Origin of the sequence: Vibrio sp. 2304, from assembly GCF_033339475.1 — a bacterium.
GTDB lineage: Bacteria > Pseudomonadota > Gammaproteobacteria > Enterobacterales > Vibrionaceae > Vibrio > Vibrio alginolyticus.
In genome coordinates, this window is sequence record NZ_JAWOUQ010000001.1 from 783,487 (window position 1) to 804,767 (window position 21,281).

Consider the following 21,281-nt stretch of genomic DNA (forward strand, 5'->3'; position numbering starts at 1 on the left):
GAAAGCCGAGCAAAGCGCTCGGCTTTTTTATGCGCGTCTAATACGGTTTTGCTTTTTATCGTGTTTGTTTACCCAACTTATTACTTCGTCTAAGGGCAGGGCAGGACAGAACAAGTAACCCTGAATGATGTCACAGCCTCGACTTCTCAAAAAATGCAGTGTGTCCATGTCTTGAACGCCTTCTGCTACGACCGAATACCCTAATCCATGTGCTAGCGCAATCGTGTTCTCAACGATAGAGCGGGAGCCTTCTGTGCGGCTTGCTGTGGAAAGAAATGAGCGGTCGATTTTAATTTGATCAACCGGAAGATCTCTTAACAGTGACAAAGATGAATACCCAGTGCCAAAATCATCCAAGCTGATCTTTATACCTAATCCTTTAATTTGATGAATTAAGGGGTTGAGCTCAACGACCCTATCGATCGCCATCGTTTCAGTGATCTCTAAACTTATTAGGTCAGCGAATTGCGGGTTTACTTTGAGCAAAGTTTCTAAGCGATTAAACAGCAAGTTAGATGAGAGATCTTTCGCTGATAAGTTTACGTGGACAGGAAGCTTAATGCCTTTCTCTATAAATGTTTGCAGATCCCTTTCTACTTGGTTAAGAACCCACATGGTAATGTTGTGTACCTGATTGCTACGCTCTGCGATAGGAATGAAGTCGTTGGGTGAGATCGTTTTACCATTTTCGTCATGCCAACGAATCACTGCTTCAAAACCGACAGCTAAGTTAGTGTGTGCATCAATCAACGGTTGGTAATACAACTGAAACTCTTCTTTTTCAAGCGCACATTGAATACGAGAAGATATCTCAAGTTGGTACTTAGCCCCGACGTTCATATCCTCATTATAAAACGCAAAAAGATTGCCATTACGCTTGGCGTGATACATAGCGATATCTGCGTGCTTGATCAAAAGATCATTGGTTAGGGCGTCATATGGGTAGGTGCTTATACCGAAAACAACGCGGCAGGAAACTTGAAACTCATCTAAATGAAAGCGTTCAGACATTGCAGAATCTAGTTCTTCTATGAGTTTTTTACCCGTTTCCTCGCATGCAGAAGATGTCAGGATGACAAATTCATCACCACCAACGCGGAATATCTGGTCATTGCCTTTCAGTTTCCCCTGAAGGCGTTGACCAATTTGGATAAGTAACTGGTCTCCACAAAAGTGACCCATTGCATCGTTGACTTGTTTAAAATTAACCACGTCAAAAAGGATCACCGAGAATGGGTCTCTAGATTGTATTCTGCCTTCGATAGACTCAAAGCAGTATTTACGATTAGGGAGCCCAGTAAGAGCGTCATGGACGGCATTGCGCTTCTCTCTTTCAGCAACAGTATGAAGCTCTAATATCGAATCGTTGCTCCACTTAATCACCAGCACGACAAAAATACTGCCGCCAAAAAGTATAAGAGAAACCCCCGTTTCTAAGAGAGAAGCAATAGGTTTTTGCATGATGGCGTGCAAAAAAACGGCATAAGCAAAAATGAAACAGCTGATTAACAATAATAGGAAAGTCCACCCGGTTACGTCAGTTTTCGAGCAGATGTTTTTTGTCATCTGCCATCCCCAGCAGAGCAAAATCAAACCTAAGATCACTAATAGAAATGCAATAGTGGGCACATTATTACCCCGATTTATTGATTGGTTTGTTATTTTTGTTCACCCAATAAACAACGTAGCTTATATATCTGACTTTGTACAAATTGACCTATTCATAAATTATGTTTAACAAGTGATATTTTTTAGCCTTCAAATAAAATCAAAACTTGCTACAGATCAACAAAATTTGTTCAATCAAATCGCTTTTACTAAAAGATTGTTGAAAGATTAAAAAATTATTGAATAATAGAGGGGCAAACAAGAAGTACGCAGCGCACAAGCGCTATTACAACCTCTGCTCTACAACAGGATAACTATTTCATGTCTAATTCGTTTGTACTGGTGATCAACTCTGGTAGCTCTTCATTAAAATTTGCTGTTATTGATTCTGAAACCGGTGAAGCTTTGGTATCAGGTATTGGTGAGTGTTTTGGCCTACCTGAAGCTGAAATCAGTTGGAAATATCAGGGAGAAAAAACCGTTGAAGCAATTCCAGCTGGCGGTAACCATCATCAGTACGCTGTTGAGCGAGTGGTAAAACTACTCGAAACTCTAGGTTTGAGCTCAAAATTTGTCGCTGTAGGCCATCGCATTGTCGCAGGCGGTGAAACCTTTAAAGGAACTGTGAAAGTTGATGAAACAGTTATTCAAGAAGTAGAGCGCCTTGCTGAACTTGCACCACTTCATAACAAAGCGAACGCTGAAGGCATGAGAGCGGCAATGGCGGCGTTCCCTTCACTGCCTCAATTTGCTGTATTTGACACTGCTTTCCACCAAACAATGCCAGCCAAAGCCTTTATGTACGCACTTCCTTACGAGCTTTACGAAGAGCATAAAGTGCGTCGTTACGGTGCTCACGGCACAAGCCACTATTACGTAAGCCGTGAAGCAGCGAAAATGCTAGATAAGCCGGTTGAAGAAAGCAGCTTTATCACTGTGCACTTAGGTAACGGTGCATCAGTGAGTGCGGTTAAAAATGGCGAATGTGTTGATACAAGTATGGGTTTGACGCCGTTAGCTGGCCTAATGATGGGCACTCGCTGTGGTGACATAGACCCAAGTGTTATCGAGTTCCTTTTCCGTAAAGGCTGGGAAAAAGACGAAGTGTTCGAGATGATGAACAAGAAGTCAGGTTTCTTAGGTGTATCTGGTGTGACAAGTGATGCTCGTGGTGTACTAGAAGCAATGGAAGCGGGGAATTCACGTGCGAAGTTGGCATTTGAGATCTTCACTTACCGCGTTGCGAAATACATTACTTCCTACCTAGCGGCTCTGGATTCATTAGACGGCATCATCTTCACTGGTGGTATTGGTGAAAACTCACTACCAATTCGTCGTGAAATCTTGAAAAACCTAAAACTGTTAGGTTTTGTTGAAGATGAGAAAGGTAACGAAGATGCAAGATTTGGTAACGCAGGTGTTATTGCAACATCTGAGTTGTTAGGTGCCAAAGCTCTTGTTATTCCTACTAACGAGGAATTTGTGATAGCTAAACAATCGGTTGAGCTATTGTAATATATAACGAAAACAGAAAGTTAAAAGCGAGCCTCGTGCTCGCTTTTTTATTTAAAGCAATTTGGTAATTACTCTTTGAGTTTCAGAGCTTCGCGCTTTTCGATTAAAAAATCCATCAAGACGCGGATTTTTTTCGGCATATGCTCTCGTGAAGGTATATATAAATAAAACCCAGGAAACTCTTTGCACCAAGGTGTCAGAACTCGGGTCAATCTTCCCTCATTTATGTGCTTTTCCACCCATAAATCAATATGCTTCACTAAACCCACACCCTGTATTGCAGCTTGTAACATACTATAGTCATCATTAAAAATAGCATTGCCTTTAGGCTCGAAAACTAGGGTGCGCTTTGCAACATCTGGAGAGGTTAGGGACCAATGATCAATTGTTCCGCTAGAGGTAAAACGATAAGCAAGGCAATTGTGACCTTCTAAATCCTCAGGAGTTTGAGGTAGTCCATTTTGCCTAAAGTATTCAGGAGAGCCCACTATTGCCGTTGTTAACGGCGGAGTAATAGGGACCGCAACCATATGTTCATCTAAGCTTAATCCTAAGCGAATGCCAGCGTCAACGCCTTCTGCGACGATGTTAGAAAAGCCATCATCCATGATTAGCTCTAGGCGTATTTTAGGATAACGAGAGAGGAACTCACCTAGATAGGGCTCAATAAGCAGCCGAGCAGCGGTTCTTGATACACTGATACGGATTAATCCCGAAGGCTCAAGATGAGAGTCGTTCAATTCGTTAACGACCTGCTCAATGTTCACCAATGAAGGTTGCAAAATATCAAGCAGACGTTGGCCTTCTTCCGTCAGCGACATACTTCTGGTGGTTCGATTAATTAACCGAACTTGTAGCTGTTGTTCTAACGCTTTTAGGTGTTGTGATAAGGCAGCACGGGTTACCCCCATTTCTAAGGCTGCTTTGGTGAAACTGCGATGGCGAGCAATATGTGCAAACCACGTCAGTGATGAAATTAAAGAAGGTTCGATTCTCATTTGTTAAGTATAACTAAACAGTCATGTAGATAAAACGATATTTATCCAAAACAGTGTGTTGACTAATATTACATCGAAGCTTAGGTCAGCCTGAGATGAACAGTTAACCTCTAATGGAGAATGTCGCTATGTCTAAAGTCACTTTCAAAAATCTCAATGGTCAAGGTATTGAGATTTCAGCGGTTATCAACTTCCCTACAGATTTTGATGCAAGTAAACAATATGCGGCGGTTGTTGTTTCACACCCAGGTGGTGGCGTAAAAGAGCAAACCGCAGGCCTATATGCGAGTAAACTTGCAAAAAGCGGCATAATTGCCATTGCGTTTGACCGTTCGTATCAAGGTGAAAGTACAGGTGAGCCTCGCCAAATGGAAAACCCTTACACGAGTACTGAAGACGTGAGCGCAGTCGTCGACTATCTGACAACGTTAGAGTACGTCGATAACGATAAAATTGGCGCAATGGGGATTTGTGCTGGTGCGGGCTATAGTGCAAATGCAGCGATCAATGATCGTCGAATCAAAGCACTGGGTATGGTTAGTGCCGTAAACATTGGCCAAATGTTCCGTAATGGTTGGGATAATTCGGTTAACGATGCTGACGTTGTTGGTTACTTAGAATTTGGTTCGAATGCTCGCACAACCGACACGAATGGTACAGAATTCGCGACTATTCCTCTAGCTCCGATGCGTGAAGAAGATGCCTCAAATGCAGAGCTACGCGAAGCTTGGGAGTATTACCACACACCACGTTGTGAACATCCAAATGCGCCGGGTTTTGCTCTAACTCGTAACTTAAACCAGATCATTACTTACGATGCGTACCACAAAGCGGAAGCATTCCTAACTCAGCCAATTCTTGCTGTCGTTGGTAGTGACGCAGGCAGCAAATGGATGAGTTATGACCTGATAGAGCGTGCAGCGAGTTCAGATAAAACCTTGTATGTCATTGATGGTGCAAACCATATGTCGCTTTATGATGTTGCCGAATACGTCGATGACGCAGTATCCCAACTCGCATCTTTCTTCCAACGCACTCTTTAATATTCCCGATGAAAGGCTCAATTGCTTCGAGCCTTTCTGCTCTCAAGGCTTTTTACTCTTAAGGTATTGATTATGAATATGCAAAAAATTACTTTTAGAAATGCTGATATGGTTTGGGATATGTCTGCATTAATTTTATTCCCAAAAGGCTTCAATGAATCGAAACGCTACCCAACAATGATAAGTGTTCATCCTTTTGGTAGTTGTAAAGAACAAACATCCAGCGCTGTCTATGGTAAAGCCCTTGCTGAGTTAGGTTACGTCGTGATCGCATTTGACGCGAGCTTCCAAGGAGAATCGGGGGGATTGCCTCGCTACGTAGAAGACCCAAGTCAACGTGTTGAAGATATCAGTCGCGTTATCGACTATGCAGTAACTTTACCATATGTCGATGAGAATAGAATTGGTGGACTCGGTATCTGCGGCGGTGGTGGTTACATGATCAATTCAGCCCTAACCGAAAAGCGCTTGAAAGCTGTCGTAGGTATTACGCCTGTTAACTTAGGCCGCTTGTTCCGTGAAGGCTTTAGTATGTACGACCCTATCGCCAATCTTGAAGCTATGGCTGCACAGAGAACAGCCGAAGCTCGCGGCTCAGAGCTGAAAATCGATGAACTTCTTCCTCCAAATATTGAATTTGCAAAAGAAAATGGGTTAACAGAACGAGACGTGTTCGAAGCTACTGAATACTACAAAACATCACGTGGACAAACCGAAGGTGGTGCAACTCGTATGCTGTTTTCACATGCACAGAAAACACTGAGCTGGGATGCCTTTGCATTTGCCGAAATGTTATTGACTCAGCCTGTTATGGCCGTGGTAGGGCAAAAAGTCGGGGCGTTTGGTGCTTATCGTGATGGGCAGGAAATTTATGGCCGCTCTGTTCAATCAAAAGACCGACAGCTGGTTAATTTGGAAAACTGGTCTCACTATGAACTGTATGACCATCCAGAAGCAGTCGGCATTGCAATGGACAAGGTTTCTGCATTCCTTGAAACACACTTAAAATAATCTAATAAGTTAGAAGCGTTTTGTAGAGTTGCAAAGCGCTTATTTTTAACAGCGTAAGATGTAGTTCGAAGCGAGTAGGTCGGTAAATCTTCGTGCGAATAACCTCATCTACAGGCTATTGACTAAATACCACTGCCAAATACTGTTTAAGACAATGTACACTGAAACCTAATTAAAGGCGTTAGATAGGAATGAAGTTTAATTTATGCGCAAATCAGATAAGAAGGTCGAGAATCTAATTAGAGAAGTGTTGACCGAAGTTTGTGAAGATACGCTAAAAGGCTACGATGGCTTTCTTTGGGTGACTCATACCGTCAAATTCTCTTCTTTTCCACAAAGTTTAGAAATAGTCTGCGTATTCGAAACGAAGCAAGATCGAGCTAACTTTTTTGAAGGAGAGGGCCGCCAGCATGTTTCCACAACTATTCAAAAGGCATTTAATAAGGCAGGAGTGCAACTAAAGAACGTCAGTAAGCAAATCAGTTACGATACAAAACAAAAGTGTTAGTGCGGGCAGCAATTGAAGTGAGTTAGGGTTGTTTTAGGCATCCAAAGCTTCATTTTATGAGTTTTGATATAAAGCCTGAAGACTAAGCTTGGGCTTTCTCTGCCAAACTTATCTTTGCCCCAATCCTTGTTTAGAGTGCAGTGCGACTCATTTTACTGGATAGCTATTTGACCTACTAAAACTAATCGCTAAAAGGAAAAAGTAGCTTGATGCTTTGTGATCAGTTTGGGGGACTTGAAGTTCAAATATAGAAATCGGTAGTTTTGGTGTCGAGGGTACTATGTTGATGCGGTGGGCAAAAACACCAGCAAGATCCACGGCTACATTATGCACCAACCAGAGCTGGATAAAATGGGAGACCAGTTGTCGAACCCATATCTAGGTGGCCCGCTTAAGGGCCGCAAGCGATAGTCATATACAAATGTCAGATCACTGAGCGCCTGTTAGGGAGCGGCTAGCAAGAAAGCCTTGCAGGCGCATATGAAAAACCACCTGCTATGCCGGTGGTTTTTTTTGAGCGTCGGAAAATCCAATCACGCAGATTTTCTTTTGATAAGCGCCCCTTTTATCGACATATTGATGGGTTGTTTGTCTGGGGAACGAATTCTTTCTAGAAGATCTGACACGGTGACTTCACAAAGCTGATTTATGGGCTGCTCGATGGTAGTGAGACTGTATGGAAACCATTTGGCGGCCTCGATATCATCAAACCCAGTCACTGCAATATCGTCGGGGATGTTGAGTTCAGTGTGCTCCTTGATTGCATTAATTACACCAATCGCCACTTCGTCATTCCCGCACATCACAACGTCTGGTCTTTTGTCGGAATTTTCGAGTAGAGATAACAGGCTGTGGTAACCTGAATCTACAGAAAAGTCATCATACAATACGCCTATGTTCTCAAGCTCTAGTTCTTCGATACGTGAGAGATAACCTTCGACTCGGCTGATCGTTGTTGATGCATTTTTATTACCTGCAATACATGCAAATCGTTTGTGTCCTTTTGAATCTAGGTAAGTGATCAGGTCTTTTGTGGATTGATAATTATCAGTGCAAACAGAGCTGGCATAGACATTAGGTACTGAACGATTAATGAAACTAAACTCGATGCCGCGATTAGCATATTGATTAATGAGTTTTGCATCTACCGTAGCACTGGCCATAATGACACCGTCTACTTGGTATTGATCTATCAGAGGTAGAATGTCGTCAACATTTTTATCGTCTTGGCTAAAAAGAACAACACGTTGGTTTTCTGCTTGCAAGAGTTCAAGCAACTTCTGTAGTACTTTGGCGTAAAAGTAAGGGTTCTTGGATACTGGCTGAACTATAGCAATGCAGTTTGAATGACTTGAAATTAACGCTCTGGCCATCGCATTTGGTACATAGTTAAGTTGTTTGGCAGCCTCGAGTATTTTTTCTTTATTAGCCTTTGATATTTGGCTCCCTGGTGTAAAAGCTCGGGATACCGATGCCTGAGAGACTCCTGCTAGCTTTGCGACATCCTTGGAGTTAGCTTTTCTGTTTCTTTCCATCATCGATTTTCTATTTTTCAATTAGCTCCACGATAGTATAAGCGTTGCGCATAGACGACAACAATGCGCAACGTTCTTATTTGGTAACTCAGTATTGAACTAAGTCTTCACTGTTTATGCATGTCACTTAATGAAGGTGAACCTATGTGGAGCTTACACCTGCTCTTCAGTCGCTTTGTATCGGCGAACTCGAATGTCCGCTTGCTCTTTATGCCCCGCAAAACCTTCTAGAGCACAAAGGCGCGAGCAATACTCGCCAACTTTGAGTGAGGCTGCTTCACTTACACGTTGGTATGTGCACGTTTTGATGAACTTACCGACCCACAACCCGCCTGTATATCGAGCTGCCTTGTTTGTAGGCAGTGTGTGGTTAGTACCAATGACCTTATCACCGTATGACACGTTGGTTTCTTTGCCTAGGAATAGGGCACCAAAGTTCGTCATGTTATCGAGGAAATACTTTGGATCTTTCGTCATTACCTGAACATGCTCGAAAGCCAGTTCATCCGCAACTTGTACCATCTCTTCATATGTATCGCAGACTATAACCTGCCCATAATCAGCCCATGCCTTTGACGCAATTTCAGCTGTAGGAAGGACTTTGAGTTGCCTTTCGATTTCTTGGATGGTTTCTTCTGCAAACTCCTGCGAGTTTGTTAATAAAATTGACGGGGAATTGTAGCCGTGTTCTGCTTGGCCAAGTAAATCTGCGGCAGCGAGTTCAGGATCGCATCCAATCTCATCAGCAATGACTACTGTCTCTGTTGGACCGGCAAACAGATCAATTCCAACACGACCAAAGAGTTGTCTCTTGGCTTCTGCGACAAAAGCGTTGCCCGGACCTACAATAATATCAACTGGAGCAATGGTTTCCGTACCAATGGCCATTGCACCCACAGCTTGTACTCCGCCCATGCAATATATTTCATCTGCTCCCGCCATTGCCATTGCCGCTACGACATACGTGTTCGGCTTCCCGTTAAAAGGAGGAGCACATGCGATTACACGTTGTACGCCAGCTACTTTAGCCGTCAGTACACTCATGTGTGCTGAAGCGACAAGTGGATATTTTCCACCTGGAATATAGCAACCGGCGCTGTTTACAGGAATGTGTTTGTGCCCAAGAAACACGCCAGGCAAGGTTTCTTCTTCTACGTCTTTAAGAGAGTTTCTTTGGATTTCGGCAAAACGACGAACTTGTGCCTGAGCAAACTCGATATCTTCTTTTTCTTGTTCTGTCAGGGCATCGACACACGCTTTGATTTGCTCATCAGTCAATCGAAATTGCTCTGGGCTCCAGTTATCAAACTTCTCTGAGAGCTCTTTTATGACAGTGTCACCCTTACTTTCTATTCGTGAAAGAATATTTTCCACCGTTGTGCGTACACTTTCGTCATTGTTTTTAGCTACTTCAACGTCAATACCGTTCTTTAAGTAATTGATCATACTGTTCTACCTATTCACCTTGTTATGTACCTAACCTGAGCGCAATATTTAAGATTAATGCGCTGTATACGTATTCAATAAATAACCGATTAAGGAGTAGAAAGGATACCGTCCACCCTCAGAAATGTGATCCATTCGTACAAAATTGGTTGCTATAATGTTAATTAATTGTTGTTTGAAGGCGATCACAGTTGTTTTTCTTTTTATTTACTAACTTATCGACTCTTCTGAATAGGTATTCAGTGGAGTGGTCTTTAGTTTCGTTGTCATGAGTGAAAAAGTTGTGATGCGAAGTTGGGGAGTAAAAGAAATATTACAAGGAGAAGGGTATGCGTCATTTCAAACGACTGAAATCAATAGGGTTAACGCTCTTGTTAGCTGTTCCATTCACAAGTACTGCTCAGACAGTTCTTAAGTTAGGTCATATCTATGATTCATCGCATCCATGGCATGACAGCGCGGTAGAGATAGCCGATAGAATTGCCAGTAAAACTGATGACCGTGTGAAAATTGAGATCTTCTCGAATGGTACGTTGGGTTCAGAGCAGGAATTGCTCGAGCAAGTAATTACTGGTGGTGTTGACATCGCTGAAATCAGCTCAGGTCAGTTGGGAAATGTATTTAAGCCCATGGTGATAACTGAAATGCCATATATCTTCAAAGATACCGATCACCTAATGCGCTTCTTCGCAAGTGATATTGCCCAACAGATGTTCGATGACTTTAAGGATCAGTTCAATGTTCACTTGCTAGGTTCGAGTTCATGGGGCGTACGACACGTAATTGGCAGCAAACCAGTGACGTCTCCTGAAGACATGAACTCTTTTAAACTTCGAGTGCCAGAGCAATCTATCACTGTTGCTTATGCGAAAGCGATGGGGAGCAAACCAACACCGGTACCATACACAGAGGCGTATCTTGCTATGCGTCAAAACATGGTCGATGGCCTAGAAAACCCTCTAGGATCAATTCAGACAATGAAGTTCTATGAAGTGGGTAACGAGTTGAGTCTTACTGGACATGTTATTACTGCCGTGCACTTTGCAGTTAACGACGCGTCGCTAGCAGCGTTAAGCGCGGATGACCGTCAAGTTGTACTAGATGAATTCGAGCGCTCAGCACAAGATACAGCAAACAAAGTCGTTAAAGCAGATAACGAGGCTTTAACATTCATGAAGAGTCAGGGTGTCAAAGTTACGCAAACAGACCGTGAAGCGTTTAAGGCAAAGACAAAATCAATGTCTGATGACTACGCAGGATATTGGAAGAAGTACGGTGATTTGTACACGATAATCCAGCAACTTTAATTGGCCTGCGAGGGTAAATGATGCATTTGCTAAATAGATTTGATGAGTACTTTTGTGCGTTCTTGTTCCTGATCTTGTTTTTGGTTATGTCAGTGAATATTGTGGCAAGAGAGGTTTTTCAAGTTTCATTCGAGTGGGCAATTGAACTTTGTCGATACCTCCTTGTTTGGGTGACCTTCATAACAGGAGTATCACTCTTCCTTCGTGGGCAGCACATCGCCATCGATAACGTGTGGAGGAGGGTTCTAAGGGGAGGGAATCGCAGAGTCTATCTAGCGCTAAATGCAATCCGATACCTGTCGACTATCTGTGTCGGAGTCTTTCTCTCCTACTATGGTTATGAATTTGCTTACAAAATGAGATTTTTTTCAAGTCCTTCACTGGAAGTAAGCCAATCATATCTCTATGCCGTAATTCCGATCACCGGTGCGCTCATTGTTGTTACTTCATTGATTAACTTATATAAGGAAAAAGACGCATGTTGATTGGGTTCATTACCTTATTGGTCTTAGTTGTTTTGGGGGTGCCGGTTGCGTTCAGTGTTACTTTCGCAAGTTTGGCCATTGTACTTACTGATCCAATGTTATCGGAAACCACCGCGCTGCAACGCATGGTTTCAGGGGTAAATTCATTTACATTTATCGCCATACCTTTTTTTATCTTAGCTGGAAATCTAATGAATACTGGCGGTATTACCGCACGGATCTTTGAGTTTGCCTCTGTTTGTGTGCGCCATATTAAAGGTGGTCTGGCTCATGTGAATGTATTCTCTAGCGTTATATTCTCTGGTATGTCTGGAGCCGCCGTTGCAGATGCGGGAGGTCTTGGCGCAACTACGATTAAGGCAATGCGGTCAAGCGGCTACGGTGAAAAGGTGAGTATTGGGGTCACTGCTGCTTCATCAATCATTGGTCCTATAATTCCTCCTAGCATGTCCATAATCATCTATGCGATCGTTGCGTCACAATCAATTGAGAAGTTATTTGCCGCAGGTGTTGTGCCTGGGCTTATGATGGCTTTGTCGTTGATGGTTATGATCTATGTATTTTCTGATAGCTTGAAATGTCCGAATGAAAGGAAGGCAAGTAGGAGTGAAATTTGGCAAGCCTTAAGAAGGGCGTTCCCATCATTGATGACACCATTCATTATTCTCGGCGGGATATTTACCGGAGCCTTCAGTCCAACAGAGTCCGCTGCGATCGCTTGTCTGTATGCCTTGTGTTTAACAATTTTCTACGGCGAGTTTTCGTTTAAGTCCTTTGTTGAGTGCATTGTAGTTTCTACGAAAACATCAGGCCAGGTACTAATGATCATTGCGTCAGCTACCCTGTTTGCTTGGATACTGACCACTAAGCAGATACCTCAAACCATGTCAGAATTTGTATTGGGCGGTGTAGATTCTTTTTGGATGGTACTTCTCTTTTTAAACTTATTGTTATTGACGGTTGGCTTGTTCTTGGAAACCGTAGCAGCAATCAACCTGTTAGTACCAATTATCTATCCAATCATGGTGTTAGGCTTTGGTATGGATCCTGTGCAGTTAGGAATTATCATCGTTCTTAACCTGATTATAGGCACACTTACGCCACCATTTGGAACGGTGTTGTACGTACTCAGTGGTGTATCTAACACCAGCGTCACGGATGTGGCCAAGTACACGGCATTCTTCATTCCACCATTGCTGATTGTGTTGGTGCTGGTGAATGTTTTTCCATCTTTGACGTTAGCTCTGCCAAAATACCTATTTGGGTAGTTTGACTGACACCTAGCAACGGGTTGGAGGTTCAGAAGTAAAAGTAAGCAAACAAGGATTAAGCGCTGCGAAGCCAGCGCTTAATCCTATTGTTGAACAAACCCGATGCCTCCATATAAGTAGATTGTGCGATCTTTTCTGGTGATGACCTTACCTCGATGATTCTCCTTGGGTGATTCAAGATACTTTTTCTAATCTGACATAAGCGTTTTAGAGGGACTATGCTAACGCGTTTATGTCCAAAATCTTGTTGGTCGGTATGGAGCTACTGGTTCCTCCGTGCGTTGTTAATAGAAATACAAGCGAATAAGGAGTGGATAATCGCTCAAACGGCGGATGGAACAGCGATAAAACGGCAAAAATTATTGGAACTAAGTCAAAGCCCTTTTTTGATGGAAAGACTTATTGATCTGAACACACCAATTTTCCATATAAGTACATCCACAAATACAAACCTCAAACTGGCGATAAAGAGCTTTAATATTGATAAATATATAAACAGCTTGGGCGCTGAAGAAATTTCAGTATACTGCGCTTAGGTTACACTGTAGAAAAAATCGCCGTATTCCCAGCGGGGTCCTTTGATGAGAAATAGAAATCGCGTTTGAATATGCAACCAAACGATTTTGCCGCTTGCAGGTTATTCGGTATACAAATAATAAACCTTTGACTAGTCCGAAGGTCGGTCGAATGAGAGAAAGTCATGTTTTTTAATAAGTCGCTTCAACAAGAAAATCAACGATTAAAGCAGGAGTTGCAAATCCTGCAGCAAATCCAAACCAGTTTAGATGAAGAGATGATCCGCTTAACATTGGATAGTAAAGGCCTCATTACTTCTGCAAATACCAAACTACAGCAAGAACTTTTCTTACATGATGATGAGATCTTAACGAAATCAATTACTGAATTGGTACCGTCAAATTCGCGCAATACAGACCACTTTCATCGAATGAAGAAAGCCGTCCAAGATAAAGTGTTCTGGAATGGGGCATTGCAAGTACAGAAAGGTAATGGTGAGGAAGCCTGGTTAAGAACGATTATCCAGCCTGTTTTAAATGAGCGCAGAGAAGTAGAAAGCTTTTTTGTTTTTGCTTCTGAACTTACGCGAACGATCAAATCATCCCGTGAGCAAGAGGACATGCTAAATGCATTAAGTCGTTCTATGGCGGTGATTGAGTTCACATTAGATGGCCATGTTTTAAAAGCCAACGATAATTTCCTAAACACAATGGGTTATACGCTTGATCAGATTCTAGGGAAGCATCATCGCATGTTTTGTGATCAGGAAGAGTCGAGCTCTCAAGCTTACCGTGAGTTTTGGCAACGTTTAGCAAAAGGGCAATTTTCATCAGAGCGATTCAAACGAGTTAACCGTTATGGTGAAGAGGTGTGGCTAGAGGCTTCATATAACCCTATCCATAACGACAGAGGAGAGCTCTACAAGGTCGTTAAGTTCGCGACAGATATTACCCAGCAGGTGATGCAGGAACAGAAAATGGCCCAGGCTGCGCAATTGGCGAACGAAATCTCCCAAGAAACTGGAACACAAACCCTGCAAGGGCAAGAGGTTATAGGCTCAACGTTAGAAAAGATGCAGATACTTTCCGAGCAAATGCAGCAAGCGAACACCGCGATTGACGAGCTTAAAGCGCACTCATCGCGTATTAGCGAGTTGGTAAATAGCATCAGTGGTATCGCTGACCAAACTAACTTATTGGCGTTAAATGCGGCGATAGAAGCGGCTCGTGCGGGTGAGCATGGTAGAGGTTTTGCCGTTGTTGCTGATGAAGTCAGACAGCTTGCTACAAGAACCAATGCAACCACCGATGAAATTGTCACAATGGTAAGTGAAAACCTACAGCGAACAGATAACGCAGTTAAGCTGATCGCTAAATGCCAAAAAGAAGCACTAGATACGCTAGAGCTCTCTGAAAAAGCAGGCAATGTGATGAATGAAATACAAGATGGCGCTAGCCGTGTTGTAGAGGCCGTGGAGCAATTTAACCGCTCGTTGTAGTTAATCAATAAGTTTTCATTGTAGGGGCGATGGGTAAAAAGCAATTCGCCTTATTCAACCTGTATTGAGGAGCGCTGAAGTCGCAATACTACTCCTGCCGCAGTCAAGTTAAGCGTTTTGAAGGGGAGGTAGTTCGATACCCGGTACCGGTTTTAGCCAGTTTGCTTGCTGTATAGAATGCTAAAGTAATTTAGTATGCGAAAAGGCTTGCCTTAAGACTTTGCCTGCATTTAATGTATCTAGCAGCAGAACTTCAATCTGCGTGACAACAATACAGGAGAGGATCGGGCTTTCACTTTTTCGCTCGACACAAACCCCTTTCAAATTTACACAATAGCGCAGTAAAACTCTCTTGCTGCGCTATTGTGTGTTCCATATTTTGTGAGTACTTATGTTTAACTCAGAACGCAAAGCGACGGTTATTCTGGTTGCGACGACGATGATCGCGGCACTTGGCTGGATATTCTCTAAGGAAACAATACAGGGTTTACCACCTTTTGGCTTTATTGGGGCGCGATTTACTATCGCTTCGCTCTGCTTACTGCCTCTATGTTACCGACCTTTGCTGAAAGCAAACTTAAAAGATGTGCTTTCTGCTGGTGGTGTCGGGCTCCTGTTAGGCAGTGCCGTTATGACATGGATTTACGCTATTTCTATCAGTGATACTCTTGGGGAAGGCGCATTTATCATGAGCCTTTCCATGCTGTTTGTGCCGATTGTTGCATGGGTTATGTTTCGTCAACGACCACAACGAATTTTCTGGCTTTCTTTGCCTATCGCTGTATTAGGTCTTGCTTGTCTTTCTTTAGTTGGTGGCTGGAAACAATCGGCCAGTCAATTGTGGTTTCTTGGTGCAGCACTGGTTTTGGCGCTTCATTTTAATGTGAACAGCAAATACTCTCAAAAACTACCTGTGCTGCTGCTTACTTGCGTGCAACTTTTTTCAGCAGGTTGCTTAGGTTTGTTGGTTTCATTTTTTATGGAATCTTTCCCGGCTGAGGTGGACTCCTCTATTTGGTGGTGGTTTGCGTTGAGTACCTTATTAGCGACGAGCTTGCGTTACGTAATGCAAACCATGGGGCAAAAATTTGTTCAGGCAGGTAACGCTGCTCTAATTATGATATTAGAACCAGTTTGGACGGTTATTCTGAGCGTGCTGTGGTATGGCGAAGTGCTAACGGCAAATAAACTAGTAGGTTGTGTGCTTATCTTATTTTCTCTAATTATTTATCGTACTGGCGGGCGGTTTCGCTTCCCTACTCGAAAGTAGAGCAAATTAACTTGGGTTGGGAGAATTTGAGGTGCCGGAAGGCCTTCTACGAAAGTGATAATACGCGGTTACGCAATGCTAATGACACTTTTGATGTAGGCTGCCGACCCAGCTCTTCGCTGATCATCCAGCCAGCTTTAGCCAGTAGCTCTAAGTCGATCCCCGTTTCTATTCCTAACCCTTGGCATAAATATAGTACATCCTCCGTTGCGACATTTCCTGATGCGCCATGAGCGTATGGGCATCCACCCAGCCCAGCTACACTACTGTCGATGGTATTGATGCCCATACTCAATGCCTGATAAATGTTGGTGAGAGCTTGTCCCCATGTGTCGTGGAAATGGACAGCAAGCTGGGGAAGAGGTGCAATCAACATGACGGCTTCTAGCATAGCAGCGATACGGTTTGGCGTGCCTGTACCGATTGTGTCGCCTAGAGACACCTCATAACACCCTAAATCGATGAGTGATTTGACCACGCTCGCCACTTGTTTAGGGGCTGTCGGGCCATCGTAAGGGCAGTCGGCAACGCAGGATATATAGCCACGAACAGGGATGCCGTGTTTGGTGGCTAATCGCATTACAGGTTCGAAGCGAGTTAGGCTTTCTGCAATCGAGCAATTGATATTGTGTTGGCAGAATCCTTCTGAGGGTGAAGTGAAAATCGCGACCTGATTGGCGTCAGCCTCCAACGCTTGTTCTAAGCCTTTTAGGTTTGGTGTCAGGGCAGAGTAGGTAACATGATTTCGCCGTGTTATTGCTTTCATGACCTCTATTGAGTCCGCCATTTGTGGCACCCACTTGGGTGAGACAAAAGAGCCCGCCTCAATATGAGTTAGCCCAGTATCAGAGAGTAAGTTGATCAGCCGGATTTTAGTCTGGGTCGCAACAGGAGATTCATTTTGCAACCCATCTCTAGGACCTACTTCGACAATCTTTACTTTGGAAGGTAGCATTACTTGTCCTGTGACTTGGTGACCCAACTTGGGCTACGTTTTTCAAGAAACGCTTGCAGCCCATCTTGACCTTGGGGTGATACTCTAATGTCCGCAATGAGCTTGCTAGTATAGTGAATCAGTTGTTGATCGATGGGGTTTTGATGACATTGATGGCAGAGCGTTTTCGCTTTACGCATCGCATCTGGGCTATTAAGTAGCAACGTCTTGATTACGCTATCGACCGCATTTTCAAGCTGTTTGGCTTCTTTCACTTCGTGCACAATACCAAACCGTTCGGCATCTTCGGCTGAAATGACTTCACCACTTAAGATATAGCGTCTAGCTTGTCTATTCCCCATCGCGCGCATGACGTAAGGCGCAATGGTCGCTGGAACTAAACCAAGCTTAACTTCACTTAAGCAAAAGTTGGCACTTTGGCTTGCGATGGCGATATCACTACAACAAATCAACCCTAAAGCACCACCATAAGCGGAACCTTGAACAACTGCGATGGTGGGTTGAGGGAACGAATCTAGTGTTTCCATGAGTCTTGCCAAGTTTTGGGCATCAACGAAGTTATCTTGCCTCGTGCTGTCGGCCATCGACTGCATCCAATTCAAATCGGCCCCGGATGAAAAATGCTTACCGTTACTTCTTAATACCAAGCACCGCACATCCGTTCGTAAAGCGAGATAATCTAGGCGGTGGATCAGCAAGTCGATCGTACAAGCGTCAAAAGCATTGTGTTTGGCTGCTCTGTTTAGGGTAATGGTCGCTACGCCATTATCATCGACATGCCAAAGAACATCATCTTGCCTTTGGGCGTTGGGAATAATGCTTGGTTGCATTTCCTGCATACTTACTTCCTTAATTCATCTTTGGATGTTTACATTCTGAAGACGCCAAACTCGCTATCAGGAATGGGGGCGTTTAATGCTGCCATTAACGCTTGACTCAACACCTGACGCGTTTTTTTAGGGTCAATAATTCCGTCATCCCATAGCCGAGCACTCGCAAAATAGGGATGTCCTTGTGTTTCATACAAGTCTATGATCGATTCTCTAAAAATGTGCTCTTCTTGCTCTGACCACGCTTCTCCCTGGCGTTCCTTCGCGTCTTTTCGAACTTGTGTTAAAACGCCTGCTGCTTGTTCTCCGCCCATCACAGAAATACGCGCGTTCGGCCACATCCACATCATGGTTGGATCATACGCTCGGCCGCACATGCCGTAATTACCAGCGCCGTACGATCCACCGATGATCACGGTAAACTTCGGCACGTCAGCACAAGCGACGGCCATCACTAGCTTGGCGCCATGTTTTGCGATGCCTTCTTCTTCAACCTTTTTTCCGACCATAAAGCCGGTAATGTTTTGGAGAAAAAGAAGCGGTGTTTTCCGTTTGGCGCACAGCTCAATAAAGTGCGCGCCTTTTTGTGCCGATTCAGAAAACAAGATACCGTTGTTTGCCACAATACCAATCAAGTGTCCTTGAATACGAGCGAAGCCACACACTAGCGTTCTGCCGTACAAGGCTTTGAATTCGTCGAAATCAGAATCATCGACGATGCGGGCAATAATTTCTCGAACGTCGAATGACAGTCGTAAGTTGGCATTCACGATTCCGTAGATTTCTTCTGCGTCGTAGCGGGGAGGAAGCACGGTGTTTTCTGGCTTAACAGGTCTTGTTCTATTGGCATTGGCAATGGCTTCTCTCGCAAGCATTAGGGCATGTTCATCATTTTCAGAGTAATAATCTGCGACACCAGATTTTCGACAATGCACGTCTGCACCGCCGAGCTCTTCACCCGTCACGACTTCGCCAGTGGCCGCTTTCACCAAAGGTGGCCCCGCCAAAAAAATGGTGCCTTGCTCTTTAACCATAATGGACACATCCGCCATGGCAGGAACGTACGCGCCCCCAGCAGTGCAAAGCCCCATCACAACAGCAACTTGGGGGATGCCTTTCGCTGACATTCTCGCTTGGTTAAAGAAAATGCGACCAAAGTGTTCTTTGTCGGGGAAGACGTCGGACTGATGAGGGAGATTTGCGCCACCGGAGTCCACCAAATACACGCAGGGGAGTTGGCAACGTTGGGCAATCTCTTGTGCTCTAAGGTGTTTTTTTACCGTGAGTGGGTAGTAGGTTCCGCCTTTTACCGAAGCATCGTTGGCGATGACCATGCATTGAATCCCCTCTATGATACCAATGCCGGCGATAACACCAGCGCAGGGGATCGCTTCGTCATACACTTGCCAGGCGGCAAACTGGCTGATTTCAAGAAAGTCAGTGTTGTCATCAAGCAAGCGCGCGATGCGTTCTCGTGCGGGGAGTTTTCCTTTTTGCCTCTGGTGCTCAATGGCTTTTTCACCGCCGCCCTGTTTGATGGTCTCGATGTGTTGATTAAGTTGAGTGACCAACGTTTCCATCGCAGCTTTATTGGAAAGAAATAACTCGTCAGTTGGCTTAGTTTTACTTTTGATAATGGCCATAATGACTTCCTTGTCGTATGTTCCGTTAGCGAGATTCTTCGAACAGCTCTCGGCCTATTAACATGCGGCGAATCTCAGAGGTACCCGCGCCGATTTCATAAAGCTTTGCATCACGTAGCAAACGACCAGCAGAGTATTCATTGATGTAGCCATTCCCACCGAGCAACTGGATTGCATCGAGTGCCATTTGTGTGGCGAGCTCTGCACTGTACAAAATCGCGCCAGCGGCATCTTTGCGTGTTGCGTTACCTCGATCACAAGCCGCTGCGACGGTATATACATACGCTTTTGCTGCACTCATTCGAGAGTACATATCGGCGATCTTGCCCTGAACTAACTGAAACTCGCCAATGGGTTTTCCAAACTGCTCTCGTTCATGTACGTACGGGACCACAATGTCCATGCAAGCTTGCATTATCCCGAGTGGTCCGGCAGCGAGGACGACGCGCTCGTAATCCAGCCCACTCATTAACACCTCGACGCCTTGATTCAACTCGCCAAGAATATTCTCTTTTGGCACTACGCAATGGTTAAATACAAGTTCGCAAGTATTCGAGCCTCTCATGCCTAGCTTGTCCAGCTTTTGAGCATGAGTGAAACCTGCGAAGTTACGTTCAATAATGAATGCGGTAATGCCACGTGAACCTGCGCTGACATCTGTTTTAGCGTAAAGCACCACTACGTCAGCATCGGGCCCGTTTGTTATCCACATTTTGTTGCCATTCAGTACAAAATGGTCGCCCTTGTTCTCCGCTTTCAGTTGCATGCTTATCACGTCTGAACCGGCATTGGGCTCACTCATCGCTAGGGCGCCAACGTGCGTACCATCAATGAGTTTTGGAAGGTATTTTTCGCGTTGAGAAGGCGTGCCGTTACGAAAGATTTGGTTGACGCACAGGTTAGAATGAGCTCCGTAGCTTAAAGCGACAGACGCAGAGGCACGGCTGATTTCTTCCATGGCAACAACATGAGCGAGGTATCCCATGCCTGCACCACCAAGCTCTTCATCGACGGTCACACCAAGCAACCCCATTTCTCCCAACAAAGGCCATAAATGATTCGGGAACTGGTTATCGCGGTCTATCTCAGCGGCGATGGGCGCAATATGTTCCGTAGCAAAGGCATTAACGTGTTCTCGGAGCATATCGATGGTATCACCAAGTCCGAAATTGAGTGGGGTATAAGTGCTTTTCATAACGTCTCCCGGTATCAGAGGTAAGGTGGAAAAGCCTGTAGCGGTGTTGCTAATTGAGTATAGCGTTTATGTCTGCTTGCTTTTGAGTGTTTGAATACAACGCTCCTTAGCGGCATTCAACTCTGCCATAACGACGCTGATGTCGTTGAGTTGTTGCTGTAGGACGGCTTGTTTCTCTTCAATGATATTGAGCATTTTCAATAACTGTCCTTCGGTTTGTTGCATGTCGTAGAGCTCGAAAAGTTCACGAATTTCTGCCAACGAAAAACCGAGTCGTTTCCCTCTTAAAATCAATTTGAGGCGAATTCTATCCCTGCGTTGATAAACGCGCATATTGCCTTTTCGCTCTGGTTCAATCAGACCCACGTCTTCATAAAACCGGATACTGCGAGTAGTAATATCAAACTCCTTGGCGAGGTCACTGATCTTGTATTTTTCCATAACATACTTACCTCGAATAAAAATCCAGTTTCTGGAAATCGAACCTTTAATGGGAAGGTCGAACATCAACTTTGAAATATAAACGCCTGCTTGGTGTGTTTTTTCATCTCATTGTAAAGGCTAGTGCTATGCTTACGTAAACGTCAAGAAATCGCGGAATGAAAGTTTGTTAGTGAAAAAGGCGACAAAGGCTGGTGTGGCGCTTG

The 21,281-nt window shown here is 44.1% G+C and carries 18 protein-coding genes and 3 pseudogenes; 12 read left to right on the plus strand and 9 right to left on the minus strand.

Annotated elements, in window-relative coordinates:
* Window positions 1–27: 27 nt before the first annotated feature.
* Window positions 28–1,566, minus strand: a complete 1,539-nt coding sequence (locus R7P64_RS03550; RefSeq protein WP_318118419.1) for a bifunctional diguanylate cyclase/phosphodiesterase — start codon at window positions 1,564–1,566, stop codon at window positions 28–30.
* A 363-nt stretch (window positions 1,567–1,929) separates the two neighbouring features.
* Between R7P64_RS03550 and R7P64_RS03555 the strand changes: the two genes are divergently transcribed.
* A complete protein-coding gene (locus tag R7P64_RS03555; RefSeq protein WP_318123173.1) occupies window positions 1,930–3,123 on the plus strand; it encodes an acetate/propionate family kinase in 1,194 nt (397 codons plus the stop codon).
* A gap of 68 nt (window positions 3,124–3,191) precedes the next feature.
* Here R7P64_RS03555 and R7P64_RS03560 read toward each other — a convergent pair whose 3' ends face one another.
* Window positions 3,192–4,121: a LysR family transcriptional regulator gene (locus tag R7P64_RS03560; RefSeq protein WP_137282529.1), complete on the minus strand. Its 930-nt coding sequence runs from the start codon at window positions 4,119–4,121 to the stop codon at window positions 3,192–3,194.
* Between the two features lie 128 nt (window positions 4,122–4,249).
* On the opposite strand from R7P64_RS03560, the gene R7P64_RS03565 reads away from it, so the two are divergent.
* From R7P64_RS03565 to R7P64_RS03580, 4 genes and pseudogenes are all read left to right on the plus strand, one after another.
* Window positions 4,250–5,164 (plus strand): alpha/beta hydrolase, encoded by a 915-nt coding sequence (locus R7P64_RS03565; protein WP_318118421.1) that lies wholly within the window; start codon window positions 4,250–4,252, stop codon window positions 5,162–5,164.
* Between the two features lie 72 nt (window positions 5,165–5,236).
* A complete protein-coding gene (locus tag R7P64_RS03570; RefSeq protein ID WP_042521901.1) occupies window positions 5,237–6,175 on the plus strand; it encodes an alpha/beta hydrolase in 939 nt (312 codons plus the stop codon).
* 205 nt (window positions 6,176–6,380) lie between these two features.
* Window positions 6,381–6,683, plus strand: a complete 303-nt coding sequence (locus R7P64_RS03575) for a hypothetical protein (protein ID WP_054574367.1) — start codon at window positions 6,381–6,383, stop codon at window positions 6,681–6,683.
* Between the two features lie 188 nt (window positions 6,684–6,871).
* Window positions 6,872–7,094, plus strand: a pseudogene (locus R7P64_RS03580) (transposase); the annotation flags it as partial.
* A 122-nt stretch (window positions 7,095–7,216) separates the two neighbouring features.
* Here the strand turns inward: R7P64_RS03580 and R7P64_RS03585 are convergent.
* On the minus strand, window positions 7,217–8,239 hold the full coding sequence (locus tag R7P64_RS03585) for a LacI family DNA-binding transcriptional regulator (RefSeq protein WP_130545542.1): 1,023 nt from the start codon (window positions 8,237–8,239) through the stop codon (window positions 7,217–7,219).
* 132 nt (window positions 8,240–8,371) lie between these two features.
* On the minus strand, window positions 8,372–9,664 hold the full coding sequence (gene hisD / locus R7P64_RS03590; protein WP_256902637.1) for a histidinol dehydrogenase: 1,293 nt from the start codon (window positions 9,662–9,664) through the stop codon (window positions 8,372–8,374).
* A 329-nt stretch (window positions 9,665–9,993) separates the two neighbouring features.
* On the opposite strand from hisD, the gene dctP reads away from it, so the two are divergent.
* The 7 genes and pseudogenes from dctP to R7P64_RS03615 all read left to right on the plus strand — a co-directional run bounded on the left by dctP (window position 9,994) and on the right by R7P64_RS03615 (window position 16,011).
* Entirely contained in the window at window positions 9,994–10,971 is a 978-nt protein-coding gene (gene dctP, locus R7P64_RS03595; protein WP_318118422.1) for a TRAP transporter substrate-binding protein DctP, read from the plus strand.
* An 86-nt stretch (window positions 10,972–11,057) separates the two neighbouring features.
* Window positions 11,058–11,456, plus strand: a complete 399-nt coding sequence (locus R7P64_RS24825) for a TRAP transporter small permease (protein ID WP_369426530.1) — start codon at window positions 11,058–11,060, stop codon at window positions 11,454–11,456.
* Window positions 11,450–12,724: a TRAP transporter large permease gene (locus tag R7P64_RS03600; protein ID WP_130545546.1), complete on the plus strand. Its 1,275-nt coding sequence runs from the start codon at window positions 11,450–11,452 to the stop codon at window positions 12,722–12,724. Before R7P64_RS24825 ends, R7P64_RS03600 begins: the two co-directional genes overlap by 7 nt.
* Before the next feature lie 221 nt (window positions 12,725–12,945).
* The gene (locus tag R7P64_RS03605) at window positions 12,946–13,263 is read left to right on the plus strand and encodes a hypothetical protein (RefSeq protein WP_256902638.1); all 318 of its coding nucleotides are present in this window, start codon (window positions 12,946–12,948) and stop codon (window positions 13,261–13,263) included.
* Between the two features lie 257 nt (window positions 13,264–13,520).
* A pseudogene (locus R7P64_RS24830) lies at window positions 13,521–14,207 on the plus strand (PAS domain-containing protein); the annotation flags it as partial.
* Between the two features lie 180 nt (window positions 14,208–14,387).
* Window positions 14,388–14,741 (plus strand): annotated as a pseudogene (locus R7P64_RS24835) (methyl-accepting chemotaxis protein); the annotation flags it as partial.
* A gap of 391 nt (window positions 14,742–15,132) precedes the next feature.
* Entirely contained in the window at window positions 15,133–16,011 is an 879-nt protein-coding gene (locus R7P64_RS03615; protein ID WP_005375761.1) for a DMT family transporter, read from the plus strand.
* A gap of 46 nt (window positions 16,012–16,057) precedes the next feature.
* Here the strand turns inward: R7P64_RS03615 and R7P64_RS03620 are convergent, their stop codons facing one another.
* From R7P64_RS03620 to R7P64_RS03640, 5 genes are all read right to left on the minus strand, one after another.
* Window positions 16,058–16,966 carry a hydroxymethylglutaryl-CoA lyase gene (locus R7P64_RS03620; RefSeq protein WP_318118423.1) on the minus strand — a complete coding sequence of 303 codons (909 nt, stop codon included), beginning with the start codon at window positions 16,964–16,966 and terminating at the stop codon, window positions 16,058–16,060.
* The gene (locus tag R7P64_RS03625; RefSeq protein ID WP_047100922.1) at window positions 16,966–17,805 is read right to left on the minus strand and encodes an enoyl-CoA hydratase-related protein; all 840 of its coding nucleotides are present in this window, start codon (window positions 17,803–17,805) and stop codon (window positions 16,966–16,968) included. The genes R7P64_RS03620 and R7P64_RS03625 overlap by 1 nt, the downstream gene beginning before the upstream one ends.
* A 29-nt stretch (window positions 17,806–17,834) precedes the next feature.
* Window positions 17,835–19,439 (minus strand): carboxyl transferase domain-containing protein, encoded by a 1,605-nt coding sequence (locus R7P64_RS03630; RefSeq protein ID WP_318118424.1) that lies wholly within the window; start codon window positions 19,437–19,439, stop codon window positions 17,835–17,837.
* A 25-nt stretch (window positions 19,440–19,464) separates the two neighbouring features.
* The gene (locus tag R7P64_RS03635) at window positions 19,465–20,634 is read right to left on the minus strand and encodes an isovaleryl-CoA dehydrogenase (RefSeq protein ID WP_213972809.1); all 1,170 of its coding nucleotides are present in this window, start codon (window positions 20,632–20,634) and stop codon (window positions 19,465–19,467) included.
* A gap of 66 nt (window positions 20,635–20,700) precedes the next feature.
* Window positions 20,701–21,075 (minus strand): MerR family transcriptional regulator, encoded by a 375-nt coding sequence (locus R7P64_RS03640; protein ID WP_017821195.1) that lies wholly within the window; start codon window positions 21,073–21,075, stop codon window positions 20,701–20,703.
* Window positions 21,076–21,281 lie beyond the last annotated feature (206 nt).

Coding starts and splice junctions, on each gene's coding strand:
- R7P64_RS03630 (WP_318118424.1), bottom strand. CDS start 19,439: ATGGCCATTATCAAAAGTAAAACTAAGCCAACTGACGAGTTATTTCTT.
- dctP (WP_318118422.1), top strand. CDS start 9,994: ATGCGTCATTTCAAACGACTGAAATCAATAGGGTTAACGCTCTTGTTA.
- R7P64_RS03635 (WP_213972809.1), bottom strand. CDS start 20,634: ATGAAAAGCACTTATACCCCACTCAATTTCGGACTTGGTGATACCATC.
- R7P64_RS03570 (WP_042521901.1), top strand. CDS start 5,237: ATGAATATGCAAAAAATTACTTTTAGAAATGCTGATATGGTTTGGGAT.
- hisD (WP_256902637.1), bottom strand. CDS start 9,664: ATGATCAATTACTTAAAGAACGGTATTGACGTTGAAGTAGCTAAAAAC.
- R7P64_RS03560 (WP_137282529.1), bottom strand. CDS start 4,121: ATGAGAATCGAACCTTCTTTAATTTCATCACTGACGTGGTTTGCACAT.
- R7P64_RS03625 (WP_047100922.1), bottom strand. CDS start 17,805: ATGCAGGAAATGCAACCAAGCATTATTCCCAACGCCCAAAGGCAAGAT.
- R7P64_RS03555 (WP_318123173.1), top strand. CDS start 1,930: ATGTCTAATTCGTTTGTACTGGTGATCAACTCTGGTAGCTCTTCATTA.
- R7P64_RS24825 (WP_369426530.1), top strand. CDS start 11,058: ATGTCAGTGAATATTGTGGCAAGAGAGGTTTTTCAAGTTTCATTCGAG.
- R7P64_RS03600 (WP_130545546.1), top strand. CDS start 11,450: ATGTTGATTGGGTTCATTACCTTATTGGTCTTAGTTGTTTTGGGGGTG.
- R7P64_RS03615 (WP_005375761.1), top strand. CDS start 15,133: ATGTTTAACTCAGAACGCAAAGCGACGGTTATTCTGGTTGCGACGACG.
- R7P64_RS03575 (WP_054574367.1), top strand. CDS start 6,381: ATGCGCAAATCAGATAAGAAGGTCGAGAATCTAATTAGAGAAGTGTTG.
- R7P64_RS03565 (WP_318118421.1), top strand. CDS start 4,250: ATGTCTAAAGTCACTTTCAAAAATCTCAATGGTCAAGGTATTGAGATT.
- R7P64_RS03620 (WP_318118423.1), bottom strand. CDS start 16,966: ATGCTACCTTCCAAAGTAAAGATTGTCGAAGTAGGTCCTAGAGATGGG.
- R7P64_RS03550 (WP_318118419.1), bottom strand. CDS start 1,566: ATGACAAAAAACATCTGCTCGAAAACTGACGTAACCGGGTGGACTTTC.
- R7P64_RS03605 (WP_256902638.1), top strand. CDS start 12,946: ATGCTAACGCGTTTATGTCCAAAATCTTGTTGGTCGGTATGGAGCTAC.
- R7P64_RS03640 (WP_017821195.1), bottom strand. CDS start 21,075: ATGGAAAAATACAAGATCAGTGACCTCGCCAAGGAGTTTGATATTACT.